The 17,691-nt window shown below is 63.7% G+C and carries 14 protein-coding genes; 6 read left to right on the forward strand and 8 right to left on the reverse strand.

From position 1 onward, the window contains the following. Positions 1 to 166: 166 nt before the first annotated feature. Positions 167 to 1,792, reverse strand: coding sequence for a glycosyltransferase family 39 protein (locus tag JQ566_RS32410; RefSeq protein WP_212379970.1), 1,626 nt, complete (start codon positions 1,790 to 1,792; stop codon positions 167 to 169). A 114-nt stretch (positions 1,793 to 1,906) separates the two neighbouring features. Between JQ566_RS32410 and lepA the strand changes: the two genes are divergently transcribed. The 6 genes from lepA to JQ566_RS32440 all read left to right on the forward strand — a co-directional run bounded on the left by lepA (position 1,907) and on the right by JQ566_RS32440 (position 6,757). Then, a complete protein-coding gene (gene lepA, locus JQ566_RS32415; RefSeq protein ID WP_212379971.1) occupies positions 1,907 to 3,718 on the forward strand; it encodes a translation elongation factor 4 in 1,812 nt (603 codons plus the stop codon). 312 nt (positions 3,719 to 4,030) lie between these two features. Further along, positions 4,031 to 4,273: a hypothetical protein gene (locus tag JQ566_RS32420; RefSeq protein ID WP_212379972.1), complete on the forward strand. Its 243-nt coding sequence runs from the start codon at positions 4,031 to 4,033 to the stop codon at positions 4,271 to 4,273. 7 nt (positions 4,274 to 4,280) lie between these two features. Beyond that, positions 4,281 to 4,751, forward strand: a complete 471-nt coding sequence (locus tag JQ566_RS32425; protein WP_212379974.1) for a hypothetical protein — start codon at positions 4,281 to 4,283, stop codon at positions 4,749 to 4,751. Positions 4,752 to 5,071: 320 nt separating this feature from the next. Continuing rightward, positions 5,072 to 5,572 carry a GrpB family protein gene (locus JQ566_RS32430; protein ID WP_212379977.1) on the forward strand — a complete coding sequence of 167 codons (501 nt, stop codon included), beginning with the start codon at positions 5,072 to 5,074 and terminating at the stop codon, positions 5,570 to 5,572. A gap of 137 nt (positions 5,573 to 5,709) precedes the next feature. Beyond that, the gene (locus JQ566_RS32435; RefSeq protein WP_212379979.1) at positions 5,710 to 6,174 is read left to right on the forward strand and encodes a GNAT family N-acetyltransferase; all 465 of its coding nucleotides are present in this window, start codon (positions 5,710 to 5,712) and stop codon (positions 6,172 to 6,174) included. A 121-nt stretch (positions 6,175 to 6,295) separates the two neighbouring features. Beyond that, positions 6,296 to 6,757 (forward strand): GNAT family N-acetyltransferase, encoded by a 462-nt coding sequence (locus JQ566_RS32440; protein ID WP_212379981.1) that lies wholly within the window; start codon positions 6,296 to 6,298, stop codon positions 6,755 to 6,757. A gap of 169 nt (positions 6,758 to 6,926) precedes the next feature. Here JQ566_RS32440 and JQ566_RS32445 read toward each other — a convergent pair whose 3' ends face one another. The 7 genes from JQ566_RS32445 to JQ566_RS32475 all read right to left on the reverse strand — a co-directional run bounded on the left by JQ566_RS32445 (position 6,927) and on the right by JQ566_RS32475 (position 17,466). After that, positions 6,927 to 8,165, reverse strand: coding sequence for an efflux RND transporter periplasmic adaptor subunit (locus tag JQ566_RS32445; protein ID WP_212379983.1), 1,239 nt, complete (start codon positions 8,163 to 8,165; stop codon positions 6,927 to 6,929). 2 nt (positions 8,166 to 8,167) lie between these two features. Then, positions 8,168 to 10,531 (reverse strand): ABC transporter permease, encoded by a 2,364-nt coding sequence (locus JQ566_RS32450; RefSeq protein WP_212379986.1) that lies wholly within the window; start codon positions 10,529 to 10,531, stop codon positions 8,168 to 8,170. 5 nt (positions 10,532 to 10,536) lie between these two features. Continuing rightward, positions 10,537 to 11,244, reverse strand: coding sequence for an ABC transporter ATP-binding protein (locus tag JQ566_RS32455; protein WP_212379988.1), 708 nt, complete (start codon positions 11,242 to 11,244; stop codon positions 10,537 to 10,539). 47 nt (positions 11,245 to 11,291) lie between these two features. Then, positions 11,292 to 11,966 carry a methyltransferase family protein gene (locus tag JQ566_RS32460; protein WP_212379991.1) on the reverse strand — a complete coding sequence of 225 codons (675 nt, stop codon included), beginning with the start codon at positions 11,964 to 11,966 and terminating at the stop codon, positions 11,292 to 11,294. Then, entirely contained in the window at positions 11,966 to 12,220 is a 255-nt protein-coding gene (locus JQ566_RS32465) for a DUF2933 domain-containing protein (RefSeq protein ID WP_212379993.1), read from the reverse strand. The genes JQ566_RS32460 and JQ566_RS32465 overlap by 1 nt, the downstream gene beginning before the upstream one ends. A gap of 1,543 nt (positions 12,221 to 13,763) precedes the next feature. Continuing rightward, positions 13,764 to 14,897 (reverse strand): OpgC family protein, encoded by a 1,134-nt coding sequence (locus JQ566_RS32470; RefSeq protein ID WP_349643374.1) that lies wholly within the window; start codon positions 14,895 to 14,897, stop codon positions 13,764 to 13,766. 403 nt (positions 14,898 to 15,300) lie between these two features. Beyond that, complete coding sequence (locus JQ566_RS32475; protein ID WP_212379995.1) at positions 15,301 to 17,466, reverse strand: putative bifunctional diguanylate cyclase/phosphodiesterase; 2,166 nt, start codon at positions 17,464 to 17,466, stop codon at positions 15,301 to 15,303. Positions 17,467 to 17,691 lie beyond the last annotated feature (225 nt).

Below are 17,691 nucleotides of genomic sequence, written 5' to 3' on the forward strand. Positions count from 1 at the left end.
CTGCTCCCGGCGGATCGGCCCGGACGGCCAGTCTACATCCAAAGGCCGCCACGACCCCCACAAGGGTACAGGGTGGGCAAAGCAAAGCGTGCCCACCACATCTCATGATTATTGAAAGTTCGTGGGCACGGCGCTTCGCGCCTTTGCCCACCCTACGGCAGCTCGGTCACTTCCCCGGCGGCGCGATGTAGACGTTCCAGCTCATCGACGGACCGGCCTTGCCGTGGGTGAAACGGCGCGTCGTCATCACGATGCGCTCGGCATTCGGCGCGGTCTCCGACACCCATTTCTCGAGCTTCGGCAGCCGTTCGTCGGTCGCATCGAACACGCCGATGAAGCCGTATCTCTTGACGTCATCGAGCGAGGTCAGCCCGGAAGCCCAGGCTTCGTTCGGCGTGAACGGGCTGGGGTGATCGGAACTGTAGAATACCATCGGCTGAATCGTTTCCATCGTCCCGACGACGACGGTCCAGCGCGAGGCAAAGCGCATGTGCCACTCCTGCGTCAGTTTGCGCGCCAGCTCCGAGCGCGCGCCATAGGTCGCGGTGTTGCCGGCATTGGCCGCCATCTCGCGCGCGGCGATGAGGGGCGAGGCGGCAAGGGTCGCGGCGCTGAGCACGAGCCAGATCGCGGCGATGTTGAACAGCGCAGCGCTCTGCACCCGCAACGCCGGGATCGCGACCAGCGCGAGCGGGACCAGGAAGAACAGCGAGATGCCCCAATCGGTCTTCATGTAGACGCTGAAGGCGAGCGCGCCGAGCGGCGGCCCGAATGCGACGATGACCTGGATAATCCAGACGTTGAGCGCCTGCGAAACATCGACGCCCGCATTGGCGCCGCGCGCCCAGGCGCGCGTGACGATGCGCGAGGGCGCGCGCAGCAGCAATTTGACCCAAGGCGGCACCAGCGCCATGGCCAGCGCCGCGAGCGCCACCGGCAATGCCAGCAGCGCGAAATTATGCAGCCCATAGCCGGCGACGAGCTGGTGCACCTGGCTCTTGTCCTGAAGGCTGTAGGTGTCGCCGGCATAGGTCAGCGGCACGAAATGCGCATCCGCTAGCCAGACGATGTGCGGGATCATCGCCGCGACCATCGTCGCGATCGCGACCCACGGCGCCGGCGACGACAGGAACCGCAGCCGGTCGGGATGGATCAGCGCGGCAAGGCCGATGGCGCCGATCATGGTCAGCACCCAATATTTGGTCATCAACGCCAGCGCGCCGGCAAGCCCGAGCAGGATTCCGGATTGCCAGCTCCGCTTCTCGAAGGCGTTGAGATAAGCGAGCACGAGCAGCGGCAGCGTGACGAGCTGGAGCAGGTCCGGATTGTACTTGAAGCCCTTGAAATTGAAGATCGGGTAGAGTGCGATCATCACCGCGACCAGGAACGCGCGCCGCGCGTCGACCACGCGCAGGGCCACCAGCCAGCAGATCACCATGCCGACGCTCACTGTCGCCATCGCCAGGGCATAGGTCGCCCAGTCCGCCGCCGGGAACACCTTGAACCAAAGGCCGGCCACCCAGCCCGACAGCGGCGGGTGCTTGCCGTAGCCCCAGAGGAATTTCTGGCCCCAGCCATAGGCTTCTGCGACGTCCATGTGAACGTCCTGCGCCGCCTTGAGATTGATCAGGATGAAGGTCCAGAGCACCGCGTGCAGGATGGCGAGCTGGATCACCAGCCACAGGCGCGCCTCGGGGCGGACCGCGCAGGCAACCAGCCAGGCCCGGAAGCGGTTGTAGCTCAAGCGGGTCTTCGCCCGCGGTCTGGCGGATGGGATCGAAGTCGTGGACATGGGCCGTTGCGTAGCGCGTTTTGGGCGATCGTGGAATCAGCTTGGCGTGAAGAAAGGCCCTGAAAATACAGCAATATGGTTGCCGCACGGGGATGTGAGTGGTATCCCGCGCCCATGACGACCGTCCCCATTTCCAACATCCGCAACTTCTCCATCGTCGCCCATATCGACCATGGCAAATCGACGCTGGCCGACCGCCTGATCCAGATGACCGGCGGCCTCTCCGACCGCGAGATGGCGGGCAAGGAGCAGGTGCTCGATTCCATGGACATCGAGCGCGAGCGCGGCATCACCATCAAGGCGCAGACGGTGCGCCTTTCGTACCGCGCCAAGGACGGCAAGGATTACATCTTCAACCTGATGGACACGCCCGGCCATGTCGACTTCGCCTACGAAGTCTCGCGGTCGCTGGCGGCCTGCGAGGGTTCCCTGCTGGTGGTCGACGCCAGCCAGGGCGTCGAGGCGCAGACGCTCGCCAACGTCTACCAGGCACTCGACAACAATCACGAGATCGTCCCGGTCCTGAACAAGGTCGACCTGCCCGCGGCCGAGCCCGAGAAGGTCAAGCAGCAGATCGAGGACGTCATCGGCATCGACGCTTCGGACGCGGTGATGATCTCGGCCAAGACCGGCCTCGGCGTTCCCGACGTGCTGGAAGCCATCGTCACCCGCCTGCCGCCGCCGAAGGGCGATCGCGACGCGACCTTGAAGGCGCTGCTGGTCGACAGCTGGTATGACGTCTATCTCGGCGTCGTCGTGCTGGTGCGCATCGTCGACGGCGTCATGAAGAAGGGCCAGCGCGTGCGCATGATGGGCACCGGCGCGGCCTACGACGTCGAGCGCGTCGGCTTCTTCACGCCGAAGATGCAGCAGGTCGAGGAGCTCGGCCCCGGCGAGATCGGCTTCATCACCGCCGCGATCAAGGAAGTCGCCGACACCCGCGTCGGTGACACCATCACCGACGACAGGAAGCCGGTCACCGAAATGCTGCCGGGCTTCAAGCCGGCGATCCCCGTGGTGTTCTGCGGCCTGTTCCCGGTCGATGCCGACGACTTCGAGACGCTGCGCGCCGCGATGGGCAAGCTGCGCCTGAACGACGCCAGCTTCTCCTTCGAGATGGAGACCTCGGCCGCACTCGGCTTCGGCTTCCGCTGCGGCTTCCTCGGCCTCTTGCATCTCGAGATCATCCAGGAGCGGCTGTCGCGCGAGTTCGATCTCAATTTGATCGCGACCGCGCCGAGCGTCATCTACAAGATGAAGCTGACCGACGGCACCGAGATCGAGATCCACAATCCCGTCGACATGCCCGACGTGGTCAAGATCGCCGAGATCCAGGAGCCCTGGATCGAGGCTACGATCATGACGCCCGACGAATATCTCGGCAGCGTCCTAAAACTGTGCCAGGACCGCCGCGGCTCGCAGAAGGAGCTCACCTATGTCGGCTCCCGTGCCATGGTGAAATACGACCTGCCGCTCAACGAGGTCGTGTTCGACTTCTACGACCGCCTGAAGTCGGTCTCCAAGGGCTACGCCTCGTTCGACTATCATCTCACCGACTACAAGCCGGCCGACCTCGTCAAGATGCAGATCCTGGTCAATGCCGAGCCGGTCGATGCGCTCTCGATGCTGGTGCACCGCACCCGCGCCGAAGGCCGCGGCCGCGCCATGGTCGAGAAGATGAAGGAGCTGATCCCGCCGCACATGTTCCAGATCCCGATCCAGGCGGCGATCGGCGGCAAGGTGATCGCCCGCGAGACGGTGCGCGCGCTGCGCAAGGACGTCACCGCAAAATGCTACGGCGGCGACATCACCCGTAAACGAAAACTTCTGGAGAAGCAGAAGGAAGGCAAGAAGAAGATGCGGCAGTTCGGCAAGGTCGACATCCCGCAGGAGGCTTTTATTGCCGCGCTGAAGGTGGATAGCTGAGGCGGGACGCGGGACGGGCCGGCCCCTCTCCGTGGCCGGCAAACAGCCGGTCTCCGGCCAGCAAATAAAAAAGCGCGAAAACAACCCCATGCACAGTAGCCGCCCCCTTGGCGGCACTACGTTTTTTTGATTTTACGAAATACGCTTGCTCCGTCGGGCAAAACAGGGGCAGAATGCCATCGTCGCAACGCGCGTCACCCGCAGGGCCTTGGCGGCCGTCAACCATAACAAGATTGGCGGCACCTTTAATGCGGCTGCAAGGCGGTTTATATAATCGGACGGATCCAGCCGCCCTTCCACCGGAAACCTGTCATGGCCGACATCACGGTACATCTGGACGATGAGCTTTACGACAAGGCTTCGCGCGTTGCCCGAATGGACAATGTGAGCGTGAAAGAACTTGTCGAGGAGGTCATGCGCCGCCACCTGGACTACGTCGAGGTGGTGCAGGATTTTTCGAAGATGCCACCGCTCTCGCTGGAGAACTATGAGCTTCATCGCGATCCCGACGAAAGCGATGAAGACTACGCATTCAGGCGCTCCCTTTTTCAGTGAGACCTGAATGGCCCCGCCTTTCCGACACGGCGACATGGTCTGGAGTTACTTCCCTTTTGCCGAGACTCCCGATCTGCCCGCGCGGACACGGCATGCGGCGATCATCATCGGCGCTTTTTCTGCAATCGACGCCAGCAAGATGCTGGGTCATCCCGCGCCTGCGTGCGGGGCCGCGGTCGCCGTTTATACCTCATCGCAGGTCAGGAAATTCGGCGACAACCTACCGATCGGAATTGTTCAGGTCCCATTGGACAGGGCGCGCCAGAACAAGAACAACTCCGCGTTCTTCATCGATACGCGTGTCCGGGCGTATCTTCCAATCCACAAGGATTACTTTCCCGACCTGGATGCGGCCGATCATGGCCTGATCGCATCCATAGATCCGGGATTGTTCAGGCGCATCATGCAGGAGTTTGCACGGGTAAACGAGCGGGCGAGAGAGCAAATCGTGACCGTAGGACCGCTGCGGCCCCGCTGAAGTGGGATAGCTGATCTCTCCCCTCATTCAGCCCGTAGGATGGGTTGAGCTCTTGCGAAGCCCATCGCCGGACGAGCGGCGCAGCATCCGGCAATCCTTGTTAGCTCGATCCGACTGTGGGGATAAAGTTTGATGGGTTTCGCTTCGCTCTACCCATCCTACGAGCTCTCGCATCGCCGCCGCCCGTGTACAACCCAACCTGCGGCCGCGGGAATGCCGCAGCCTTCTCATTTCGTGCGCGGTGCGCCGGCCCGGCCTCGGCGTAGCCCTACCCATCTCACGAACTAGGCGGAGCCCGTGTTTCGGCCTAATGTTTAGACGTGCCGCTCACAAGCCCTATCAAACCCTATGATCCGACCTGGCCGCAGCAATACGCGGCGGAAGAGGCGCGGTTGAAGCCCATTTTCAGTTCCGCGTTGATCGGCATTCATCACGTTGGAAGCACCGCTGTGCCCGAATTGGCGGCGAAGGCTGAAATTGACGTGCTTGCCGTGGTTCGGTCGGACAGCGGGCTGGAAGATTGGAGCCGTTCACTAGCGACCCTCGGCTATCGCCGTGGCGGCGACCTTTCCGCAGGCCACCATTTCTTCAAGCGGGACGTCAACGGCGCCCGAACGCACAAGCTTCATGTGTGCCTTGATGGTCATGGACAGATTGCGCGGATGCTGAAATTTCGGGATCACCTGCGTCAGCATGCCGGTGATCGCTCAAGATATCAGGATTTGAAGCTGAGGCTCGAGCGCGAGAATAGCTCGGGTATTCGGCAGTACCTGATCGCCAAAGATCCGTTCATCCAGGACATTCTCGCCAAACTTGATTGATTGCTCACCTGCTGGTGGTGCAGCATCTCGCAATTCTGGTTAGGTCGATCCTATTGTTAGGATGGTTTCGCTTCCGCTCTACCCATCCTACGGGCTTGATTGATTGCTCACCTTCCGGCCGCCGGGCGAACCGCGTCATGACGATCATTTCCCTTGAACGGACCGCCGACACTCTTCCCGCAGATTTTCCCGAGCTGGAGGCCGACGCCAAGGCAGATGGACACGCGCACATGACCCGTCTGGTTGCGGAATTCGCACAGGATCGAGCCATGTTTCATGCGATATTCACGTGCCGCCTGGATCGCAGATTGGTGGGCATCGGAGCGATCACCAACGAGCCAGCACCGGCGTCGGTACCTATACCCATGTGGCGGATGCGGCGGCTTTACGTGCACCAAGACTACAGGAGACGCAAAGTCGCCGGGGCCATCGCGAACGCCTTGCTGCGAGAAGCTGCGGGGATGGTCTCCACTGTCACTGTCCACGCAGGAAATGCTGGCGCTGCGCGGTTTTGGGAAGCGATGGGATTCACGCGGGTAGACGGCCAACCTTGGTCTCACGAAGCACGTCTGCCGATCCTTGGGCCTGCCGGCGGCTCGTGAGCGGCTCTGCCAAGCCCTTGCCTTGACGGCCGGATGCACTTTCTGACGCCGATCATATTGGTGTACCATTGCCCCTTGTGATCAGATCGTTCTGGGTTCGCGAGAGACCAAATGAGGTGTCATGGAAAGCAGCATCCGGCCCGCGCTCGACGATGACGCCGCGGCCATCAGCGCGGTCATCTTGCGTGCGCTGCGCGAGACGAATGCGAAGGACTATACGGCGGAGATCATCGCACGGATCGAGCGCAGCTTCGGCCCGGACGCCGTGCGCCGGCTGATCGGGCAACGCACCGTTTTCGTCGCCACCATTGGCGGCCGCCTCGTTGGAACGGCAAGCCTCGACGGCAGCGTCATCCGCACCGTCTTCGTTTCTCCCGACGTTCAGGCCCGCGGGATCGGCAAGCTGCTGATGGCCGAGATCGAGCGCACAGCGCGCGAGCGAAACATCCCGTCCTTGACAGTCCCTTCGTCGGTCACCGCGGAGACCTTCTATGCGCGGCTAGGGTTCAATGCCGTGCGCGACAGCTATTATGGCGACGAACGCACGATCATCATGGAGCGATTGCTCAGTGAGCGGTCCTAGCCCGTAGGATGGGTTGAGCTCCTGCGAAACCCACCGCTGGACGGCACCGCATCCGGCAATCCTTGTTCGCTCGATCCGATTGTGAGGATAAAGCTTGATGGGTTTCGCTTCCGCCTTCGCTCTTCGAGCTACGGTGGACAAGTCGCTCTACCCATCCTACGAGCTACGCCTACTCCACGCCCCGCTGCGCGATGCTGCCCCCGTCGGCGATCCGGTCGCTCGGGTGCAGCACGACGCGGTCGCCGGCGGCAAGGCCTGAGAGAACTTCGGCCGTGCGGTTGTTGCGGTGGCCGATCTGGACGAGGGTCGTCTTGGCGCGGCCGTTGTCGTCGGTGAAGACGGCCCACCGGTCGGCTTTCCGGAACAAGGCGCTCACCGGCACGGTCAAGGCGTCCGGGGCGCTCCAGGTGGTGACGTGGACGATGACGCGGTAGTCGTGTCCGAGCGGGGCCCACGCCTCCGGCGGGTCGGTGAAATCGATGGTGACGCGGACGCGCTGCTCCTCGATGCCGAGCGCGGAGACTTTCAGGAAGCCGGCCGGGTCCACGCGGACCACCTTGCCCCCGATGGACGGTCCGCCCCAGCCATCGATCCGCACCGGCGCGCCGACCTTGATCTGGACGGCGTCGGTCGAGAGCAGGTCGGCGACGACCTCGAGATCGAGCGGGTTGCCGATGTCGACCAGCGGCGTTCCGGGCAGGACTGTCGTCTCGCTGTCCTGGATGATCTTCAGCACCCGCCCGCTTGCAGGCGCCCGCACGCGGATGCAGCACGTCGGCTCCGCCGACGGCGCGGCATTGGCCGGATCCATCAGCCGCGCCGCAAGACTTGTGCGCACCGCGCGACGCATCTCGACCTGGGCCTTGGCGCTCGCCAGGGCGGCCTCGTTGGTGACGACGTCGAATTTCGCCTTGTCGAAGGCTTGGGCCGAAATGGACTGGGTCCGCAGCAAGGTCTGCGCCCGCTGGAACTCGGTCCTGGAAAAATCAAGCGCAGCTTCGATCCGCTTCACCTCGGCTTCCTGCTGCTGAATGGCGGCATCCGCGGCCAGGACCTCGGCCTGGAGCTGGTCGCGCGAGCGCACGTCGATGAAGCCCGGCAGCGTCGGCTGCATCAGCGCGACGACGGTTTGGTTCGCAACAACCTCGTCGCCGACATGGAGCGAGGGCCCCTGCTCGCCGAGTGGATGCGAAATCCTGAGGACCTTTCCTGCGATGGGCGCCGAGACGGTGTAGACGTGGCGGACGCGGGTTTTGCCGTCGTCATCCGCCGTGATTTCGATCGGTCCCTTTGCCACGGTCGCGAGATCGACCAGAACGGGGCGCGGCCAGGCGAACCAGACCAGCCCGCCTGCGATCGCGGCCAGAAGCGCGGCGCCGATGATACGTTTGGTCCAGTTGGCGGGCATGGCTAATCTCGCGTCTTGAGGACCGCGACGAGGTCCAGCTTGTCGATGCGTTCGCGGATGACAGCGGCAGAGGCGATGGCCGCGAGCACCACGACGGAGGTCGCGATGACATAGGTGGAATGCTCGACGACGAGGCGGATGCGCATCAATTCGCCGGCCAGATTCGTCTTCATCACCCATGCCAGCCCATAGCCCATCAGCCAGCCGGGCGGCTGGGCGATCGCGGTGAGGATGGCGAGCTCAACGAGGAGGATGCGCAGCACCTCGCCACGCGTGAAGCCGAGCACGCGCAGGCTCGCCAGTTCGCGCGCCCGTTCGGACAGCGAGATGCGGGCGTTGTTGTAGACCACGCCGAACGCGATCACGGCGGCGAGGCCGGTGTAGATGCTCGCCATCGTGGTGACGAGCAATGCGACCGTCTTGCGGAAGTTCGCCAGCGAGACGCGCTGCAGCGCCACGCCGCCGACCGTCGGCATCGACTTCACCGCCGCGTAGAAATCCTCCGTCCGGTTGCCGTCGAGGCTGAGGTTCACGCTGTTCACGACCGGCGCCTCGCGCATCAGCTTGCGCAGCGCCTCGATATCCATCATTCCCCTGATGCCGAAATAATCCTCGACCGTGGCCACGACCGGGATCGTCACGGTGCGACGGGCGCCCTCCAGCAGATCGAGCTCGACGGTGTCGCCGGGCCGGACGTGAAGGATATGGGCGAGCATGCCGGAGATCGCGAGGCCCGTTTGCGGCAGCGCGACCGGCCGGAGGTCAGCGTCGATGATGCGCCTGAGATCGGCGTCAGTGGGCCGGCCGCTGATGGCGATCCGCCGTTCGATGTTGCCACGGCGAATGCGGACGGGCACCTCGCGGAACGGCTCTGCGGCGAGAACGCCCGGAAGCCGGCTCACCTGCTCCACCACGTTCGCGATCCGCTTCTCGGCGAAGCCGATGGTCGCGTCCTGCCGGTCGGCCAGGAAATAGGTGACGTCGATCAGATGCTCCATCGAGTCCCGCGTGAACAGCGAAACGACCAGGATCGCCGTGGCGAGCGCCATGCCGAGCGCCGTGAACGCGGCGCGGACGGGGTGCCGCGCGATGTTGCGGATCATCATGAGCGTCGGCTGCGATACGAACTGATCGAGCTGGATGCTTGCCGGCAGCAGCCGCCGATAGACCGGCGGGGCTGGCGGCTGCATAGCGACAGCCGGCGGCAGCCTCACCACCTCGCGCAGCGCCCGCAGCGCGCCGATGGCGGCGGCCACAGCGCTGAGTGCGCCCGCGGTGACGTACAGATCCGGGGCCTTCGCGAACACCAGGAACGGGAAGTGGAAGAAGTCGCCGAACAGCGCCGTGACGCGCAATCCGAGCCAGGTGCCGGCAATGCCGCCCAGGACGATTCCGATCACCACGATCAGGGCGACGAACTTCAGATAGTGCAGCATGACGCTGCCATTGGCATAGCCCAGCGCCTTGAACAGGCCGATCTGCTCCCGCTCCAGTGCGACCATCCGGGTCAAGGTGAGATTGACCAGGAACGCGGCCACCAGCAGAAAGATCGGCGGCAGCGTGCGGCTCATGTTGTTGAGCATGTCGAGCTCATGATCGAGCCAGGCGTGCGAGGTCTGATCCTTCCGCCCGTGAGCCGCCTGACCGCCATACGGATCGAGCAAGGCGTCGAGCCGCGCGATCACCTCGCGCTCCGACGCGCCCGGCTGCAGCTTGATCGACACCGCCGAGAAGGCGCCGTCGAGATCGTAGACGCCGGCGAGCGCCTTCTCCGACATCCAGACGATGGCGTAGCGGCGATCATCCGGCATCAGGTCGCCCGGACCGACGGTGAAGACGAACTCGGGTGACAGCGCCGTGCCGACGATGACGAGCTCGCGCTTCCTGCCGTTCAGGATGGCCGAGAACCGCGCCCCTTCCGAGAAGCCGTGAGCGCGGGCGAACGGCTCGTTGACGACGACCTCTTCGGAACGCCCGGGCTCCGGAACGCGCCCGGACCGCATATAGAGCCGATTGAGATGCGGCTCGCCGTTGTCGGGCAGCGAAACGAAGTGCGCGCTGGCAGGCGCGGAGAAGCCGGGAATGTCGAGCAGCGCGGGCTTGGCGATGCGGGTGTCGACGGCGGCGACGCCGGCGATCTCGCCGATCCTGCCGGCGAGCGCCTTGGGGGCGCGCTTGGCCTGCGCAAACACATCGCCGAAGCCGTAACGCTCATAATACGCGATCCGGGTCTCCTCCAGCGATCGATGCGAGCCGACCGCGAGCACCAGCGTCGCAACCCCGCCGCCGACGACCAGCGCGACGGCAAGGACCTGCGCCCAGAGCCGCCTGACGTCGCGAAACAGCTTGATGTCGAGCGCCCTCATGGTCGTCACCAGGCGAGCGCGGCGGCTTCCCGCCGGGTCTCGTTGATCTGAATCCGGGAAATCCGCCCGTCGGCGAAGAACAGCACCCTGTCGGCGACCTCCCGGATGCTGGCATTGTGGGTGATGATGAGCGTGGTGGTTCCGAGCTGCCGGTTGACGCCGAGCAGCGCCTCGATGACGCGGATGCCGGTCTTCGAGTCCAGCGCACCGGTCGGCTCGTCGCAGAGCAGCACCGCGGGACGCTTTGCGATGGCGCGGGCGATGGCGACGCGCTGCTGCTCGCCGCCCGAGAGCTGGGCGGGAAAGTGATGCATGCGCTCCTCGAGCCCCACCAGCGCGAGTGCGTCGGCGGGCCGCATCGGGCTTCTGGCGACCTCGGTGACCAGCGCGACGTTTTCATACGCGGTGAGGCTCGGCACCAGATTGTAGAACTGGAAGACGAAGCCGACATGGTCGCGGCGATACTTCGTCAGCTCGCGGTCCTGAAGGTCCGTCAGGTCGAGATCGCGGAAATACAGCTTGCCGCTGCTCGGCCGGTCGAGACCGCCCATGATGTTGAGCAACGTCGTCTTGCCGCTGCCGGAGGGGCCGAGCAGCACGACCACTTCCTTCTCGGCGATGTCGAGGTCGACCTCGTTGAGGGCATGCACCATCACCTCGCCTGAGACGTAGGTCTTGGTCAGGCCCTTGGCGGTGAAGACAGGCCGGCTCATCACGTTCCTTTCGAGCCGGACCGCCCGAGGGCACATGCTGCGCGAAGTCAGCCGTGCCGATAATCGCGGGGCGCGTCCCGGCCCAGCAATCGGCCGGGACGAGGAATGAACGCCGGGACTTCCGCTGCGTACTTCGCGTAGGCCTCACCGAACTCCGCCCTGGCGTCCCGTTCCTCGTCACGAGCGAGCTTGACATACATGACCGTCAGCACCGGAAACATCGCCAGCGTGAGGATGGTCGGCCACTGCAACAAGAAGCCGAACATGACCAGGACGAAGCCGACATATTGCGGATGCCGAACGTAGCTGTAGGGGCCGGAGGTCGCGAGACTGCGGGTCTGCTGCGCGTCGAACAGCACCCTCCAGGCGGCCGCGATCAGAAGGAACCCTGCACCGATAAAGATGAAGCTCAGGACGTGGAACGGTCCGGCGTGCGGATTGGTCTTCCAACCGAACATCATCTCGAGCAGGTGGCCGGCGTCGTGCGAGAACCAGTCGACGTTCGGGTAGCGCGACTGCAGCCAGCCCGAAAGGAAATAGATGGTGAGCGGGAAGCCGTACATCTCGACGAACAGCGCCACCAGGAAGGCGCTGAAGGCGCCGAAGGAGCGCCAGTCGCGGGAGGTCTGCGGCTTGAAGAAGCTGTAGGCAAACAGGATGAACACCGCCGAGTTGACGATGACGAGGCTCCACAGGCCGTAGGCGGGCGCGGCGTCGTGCATCACGCACTCCTTTGATCGTCGGTCCGGCCGTCGCCGTGACGATGGCCATGTCCGCCATGCATGAAGAGGTGCATGAGTGGACAGGCAAGGAGCGGCAGCCAGACCAGGAGACCCAGCATGTGGGCCCGGTGTTCGGTGAACAGCAGCGCGCCGGCGATGACCAGAAATCCGATCAGGACCAGGCCAGCCTTGGCCTTTGTGGAGGTGCGCCCTTGCGGGCGCTGTCGATACCCGGAATGGTCTTGCACCGTCATGTCGCACTCCTACGGCCCTTGAGAGGCTAGCGGTGCGGTTGCCATCATTGTTGATTCACATCAAAGCCCCCACGCAAGCCCTCACGTGCCTTGCATCAGCGTGGAGCGCATCGCCCCTGCACGGGGCTATCGCGTTTGAGGGGCTTTTCCCCGCGGCCATCCTTCGAGACGCCCGCTTTAGGCGGGCTCCTCAGGATGAGGACGGAGTGCGTGGCTGCAGTTTCGCACTGACGCTGATTAGCCTCTCCTGAGGAGGCGCGTCAGCGCCGTCTCGAAGGACGAGGCGCGCGCGCAGCTCGTAGGATGGGTTGAGCTCTTGCGAAACCCATCGCCCAAGCGGGCGGGACGCAGGGTCGCGTTCTTGCCAGCTCTAATTCTTAAAGATGAAGCTTGATGGGTTTCGCTTCCGCCTTCGCTCTTCGAGCTACGGCGGACAAGTCGCTCGACCCATCCTACAAGTTGGATTGCACCGGCTGTGCTCGAAACGCGATCTAAAGCCGTAGCGGAGGCGAGTCGCGCTTCGAAAGGTGAAAATTAGTTTTGCTTCATAATCGTAATGACTCCGACGCAAAAAAAGAAAATAGGGTGATATCAACAAAATGAAATCAACAAAAATAATGGGAGGAGTAAATGGATACTGCGGGTCGCCTGCGCGCGATGGCGGTGTTGTGCCGTCAGACAGCTGCGCTTCATCCTGATCGAAGCTGGAAACTGCTCGCCGAAGCCGAGTATTGGGAGCATTTGGCCAATGATGCGCCGCTCGATGATTTCGAGCGTTGCCCGGTTCCCTCATCGCCCGATCGAGAGGCTGGTATCACGAAACCGACCGCGGCCCTCGCGGGGTGAGTGCAAAAAAACAGTTTGTTAGCTTCCGTGTGCCTAACCTGAAGGGTGCCGCCCGCCGCCGATTGCGGCACATTGGAATGGGAATGCCGGCCCCGGCTGTTACCCCATCCTGCGGCTGGGGCCGTTTTGAACTTTCACAGCATCGTTCAAACCCGGTCCACAACCATGCTTAGAGGCATCGCCATAGCGCTATTCGGAATGGGCATCTTGTCTCAATTCGATCGAGCGCTCTCCCATGGTCGCAATACTGAGGCTGCGCTCAGTCTCATGCGGGAGATCGGACGAGGCTTCGGGCTGTAGGGTCCCGCCCGCGCGCCTCGTCGATCAGGCAGCGCCCTGCCCGGCGGCTACTTCTTCAACAATATTCCCTTCGTTCGGGCCATTCGCCTGACTGATCCGGCGTGACGGCCCAATTCGGCGGCTATCTTCGATGCTCCAACGCCCCGCCGGGCCAGCGTGACCAGCCGTCGAACTTCCTGCTCGGCCCATTGCTTTGGCTTCGGTGTCTTCATGGTGCGGCCCCACGACCTGCACCACTTAACGACTGCGGACGGCGTTCAGCACTTGGGAAATTTACGGGTGGCGCGCCCGGGTCGATATCCGACAGGCCCCGGACATGGACCGAACTCCCGGCTTCGGATGGCGAGCGGCCAACCTCCACCGACATCGATCGCCCCCTTGCGCATTCACGTTCAAATTACAACGGCCGGAGATCGGGAAACACGCCGCGATCGATTGCGGCGAGCGACATCGCCAGGGCGCTCATCAGGCCGAGCCCTACGAAAGTGAGCAGCGTCTGCGCTGCCAGGCTGCTCCAGCCCATGCTGAGCAGCGCATGCGCTGCAAAGGACAGCAAGACACTGGCGCAATAGATCGCGAGCGAATATTCGCCGCATCGTATCAGCGGCCACAGTGCTCTGGCTTTCAGGATACTGGCATTGCTTGGAAGAAGGCGCCAACAGAGCAGCGCGAGCGCGGCAAAATGCAACAATCGCAAGATGTCGAGATTGGTCTTGTCGACCGGGTAGATCAGCTGCGACAGCCATCCCGGCACGTAGTCTTCGATGGCGTGGATCTGCCAGCCCAAGGTGATCACGAACGAGAACAGCACGTAGCCCGCCGCGAGAACAGCAAGAGCCCGGGAATTGAGAATGGCCAGCTGCCAATCGCCGCGGTTTGCCCCCCACCAGATGCCGATCACGAACAGCAACTGCCAGTTCAGCGGATTGAAATAGAGCTGTCCCCTTGGATAGGCCGGGATGTACCAGTCAAACAGATGGGCGAGAACATAGAGAGCTACGGATCCGGTCAGGACCAGCGGCCAGGCGCCTATCGTCAACGGCACAAGGAGGATGAGCGCGAAGTGGAGTATGACCATCAACAGCAGAGGGTCCAGATTGACCGGAGAATATCGCAACAGCGCCACCTGAAGCAGCGTTTCTGCAGGCTGTTGCAGCAGGATGGCCAGGTTGGCGTGATCGAACATGCCGGGCTGCCATGCCGCGATGTAGGACACTTCCGCCAGCAGCAGGACGACAGTCAGCATTTGCGCGATATAGATCTCGAACGAACGCCGCGCCATGCGCGAGCTCGCGACCGCAAAGCCGGACCGACGCAGGAGGTCGCCGTAGACGCAGCCGGACGCAAGGCCCGACAAGAATACGAGAATCTCTGCCGCATCGCTAAAGCCGAAATTCTTGGGCGTGAACCTGTTCAGATAGCTTTCCGGGATGTGATTGATATAGATCCACCACAGGGCAAGGCCCCGAAAGAGGTCGATCCGAAGATCGCGCTTCATCAAGGCTGGCGATATGGTCGCAATCGATTTCACGCCTGCGCGCTGCCTTTCCCGATTGGTGCGCCTCCCCGCATTGACAAGTGCCCGGCCGCTATCGAGAGCCTAGCGGCGCGGTGGCCATCATGATTGATTCACATCAAGCTCTCGTCGGAGTCCTCACTTGCCTCGCATCGGCATGGCGCCCATCCGCCCCTGCATGGGCTATCGCATATGAGAGCTTTTCCCTGCGGTCATCCTTCGAGACGCCCGCTTAAGGCGGGCTCCTCAGGATGAGGATGGAGTGCGCGGCAGCAGTTTCAACGCGCACTGACGCTGATCAGCCTCATCCTAAGGAGGTGCGTAAGCGCCGTCTCGAAGGACGAGGCGTGCGCGCAGGCCGCCGCAACAAGTCATATGCGATAGCCCTGCCGCAAGCGGGGAGAGGTAAAGCATCCGCTCACGCCACCAGCGCAGCGTCCTCGTCGCCGTCGATGCCGCGCTGCGCGGCGAGCAGGCTGATGATCTCCGCATTCGGCCGGGCCTTGCTGAACAGGAAGCCTTGGCCCTCATGGCAGCCTTCGGCGCGGAGGCAGCTCAGTTCGGCTTCGGTCTCGACGCCTTCGGCGGTGATGGTGACGCCAAGGCCTTTGCCGAGGCTGACGATGGAGCGGATGATCGCCTGGGCCTCGCGGTTGGCCCCTAAATCGCGCACGAAGGACTGGTCGATCTTGATCTTGTCGAAGGGGAAGCTGCGCAGATAGCTGAGGCTGGAATAGCCGGTGCCGAAATCGTCCATCGAGATGCGCACCCCGAGCGCGCGCAGCGCATGCAGCGTCGCCAGCACCTGCGCGCTCTTCTCCAGGAGCAGCGTCTCGGTGATCTCGAGCTCGAGCCGGCGCGGCGGCAGGCCGGAATGCTTCAGCGCGTCAGTCACCATCGAGAGCAGATTGCCGCTGCGGAACTGCAGCGGCGAGAGGTTGACGGCGACGCGGACGTCGTCGGGCCAGGCCGCGGCATCGAGGCAGGCCCGGCGCAGCATCAGCCCGCCGAGCGGATTGATCAGGCCGGTGTCCTCGGCGACCGGAATGAAATCGGCCGGCGAGACCATGCCGCGCTCGGCATGCGGCCAGCGCACCAGCGCCTCGAAGCCGGTGATGCGGCCGCTCTGGAGATCGATCAGCGGCTGGTAGTAGGGACGCAGCACGTCGTTCTGGATGGCGTCGCGCAGCTCGACCTCGATCTTGCGGCGGCTCTGCGCTTTTGCATCGAGCGCGGCCTCGAAGAAGGCGAAGGTGCCGCGCGCATCCGCTTTCGCGCGCGACAGCGCCATGTCGGCGCTCTTGAGCAGCTTCTCGGAATCTTCGCCATCGCCCGGCGCCATCGCGATGCCGATCGAGGCGCCGATCACGACGGAATGGCCGTCGAGAAGATAGGGATCGGCGATCGCCGCAAGCAGACGTTTTGCCAGCATCACCGCGTCCTCGGGGCGCGTCAGCCCGCTTTGCAGAACCGCGAACTCGTCGGAATTGAGCCGTGCCAGCGCGTCCTCTTCGCGCAAGGTGGAGCGCAGCCGCTTGGCGACGCCGCGCAGGAGCTTGTCGCCGACCGCATGCCCCAGCGTGTCGTTGACCGCCTTGAAATTGTCGAGCCCGAGTATCAGCAGCGCGACCTTCTCGGCGTTGCGCCGCGTGTGCAGCAGCATCTCGTCCATCTGCTGCCGCAGCAGGCTGCGATTGGGCAGGCCGGTCAGCCCGTCATGCTGGGCCATGAAGGCGAGCCGCGCCTCGGCGCGCTTGCGTTCGGTGATGTCCATCAGCGCGAGCAGCACCGCGGGCCGCTCGGCATAGGTCAATTCGCGGGAATAGATCGCAAGGTCGATCAGCGCGCCGTCGGCCTTGACGTGCTTCCAGGTGCGGCCGGCCTGCTCCTCGCCGAAGCGATCGGCGGTCCAGGGCGGCTCGTTGTCGAAGGCCTGCAAGGAGCGGATCTTCAGCCGTTCGAACTCGGCCCGGCTGTAGCCGTAATGCGCGACCGCGGCATCGTTGACGCCGATGATGCGCTCGTCGTCCAGCGCGCAGACGATCATGGGCACGGGATTGCCGTCGAACAGCAGGCGGAACGAGGCCTCGCGCTGCTTCAATTCGGTGATGTCGACGCGCAGGCCGACGACGCCGCCGTCGTCGGTCAAACGCTCGTCGATCAGGATGACGCGGCCGTCCGACAGCTTCTGCTCGTGGCGTGCGCCGGGCTGATAGAGCTTTTGCAGCCGCTCGGCGATCCACTCGTCCTCGTTGCCGATGGCCTCGGGATAGTCGCCGCGGGCAACGCCGATGCGCAGCGTGTCTTCGAGGCGCGCGCCTTCCTCGAACAGATCGGCGGTCTTGCTGTAGATCTCGGCGTATTTCTTGTTCCAGAGGACGTAGCGGCCTTCGGCATCGAGAAACACGATGCCCTGCGGCAGGATATCGATGGCCTGGCGCAGACGCTCATGGGATTTGCGCGCGTCCGCGATCGCGGCTTCCGCCTCGGCACGGCTGCGCAGGACTTCGTCGCGTTCGGAAAGGGCACGCGGCGCGCGCGCGAAGCGCGGCTTGCGCGCCTTTTGGCCGGCGCGGGCAAGCATGCCTTGCTTTCGCTTTTTTGTTTTTCGAGACCCCAAACTCAACTTCACTCGTCCAGTCGCGCCCAGCGGCCGCAAGTTTTGAGGCAAGTGTCTGAAAAAAAAGTAATCTTGCCCGGCGGCGGTCCGCGCGCGGCGGACCTTGCTGCCTGTTTGCGCGGCGCGGTCGCGGCGGCAGGCGCCGTCAGACCGAGTCCCGCACCGCAATCAATGATCGATCTGGCGCAA

Source organism: Bradyrhizobium sp. SZCCT0231 (genome assembly GCF_018130245.1).
Taxonomy (GTDB): domain Bacteria; phylum Pseudomonadota; class Alphaproteobacteria; order Rhizobiales; family Xanthobacteraceae; genus Bradyrhizobium; species Bradyrhizobium japonicum_F.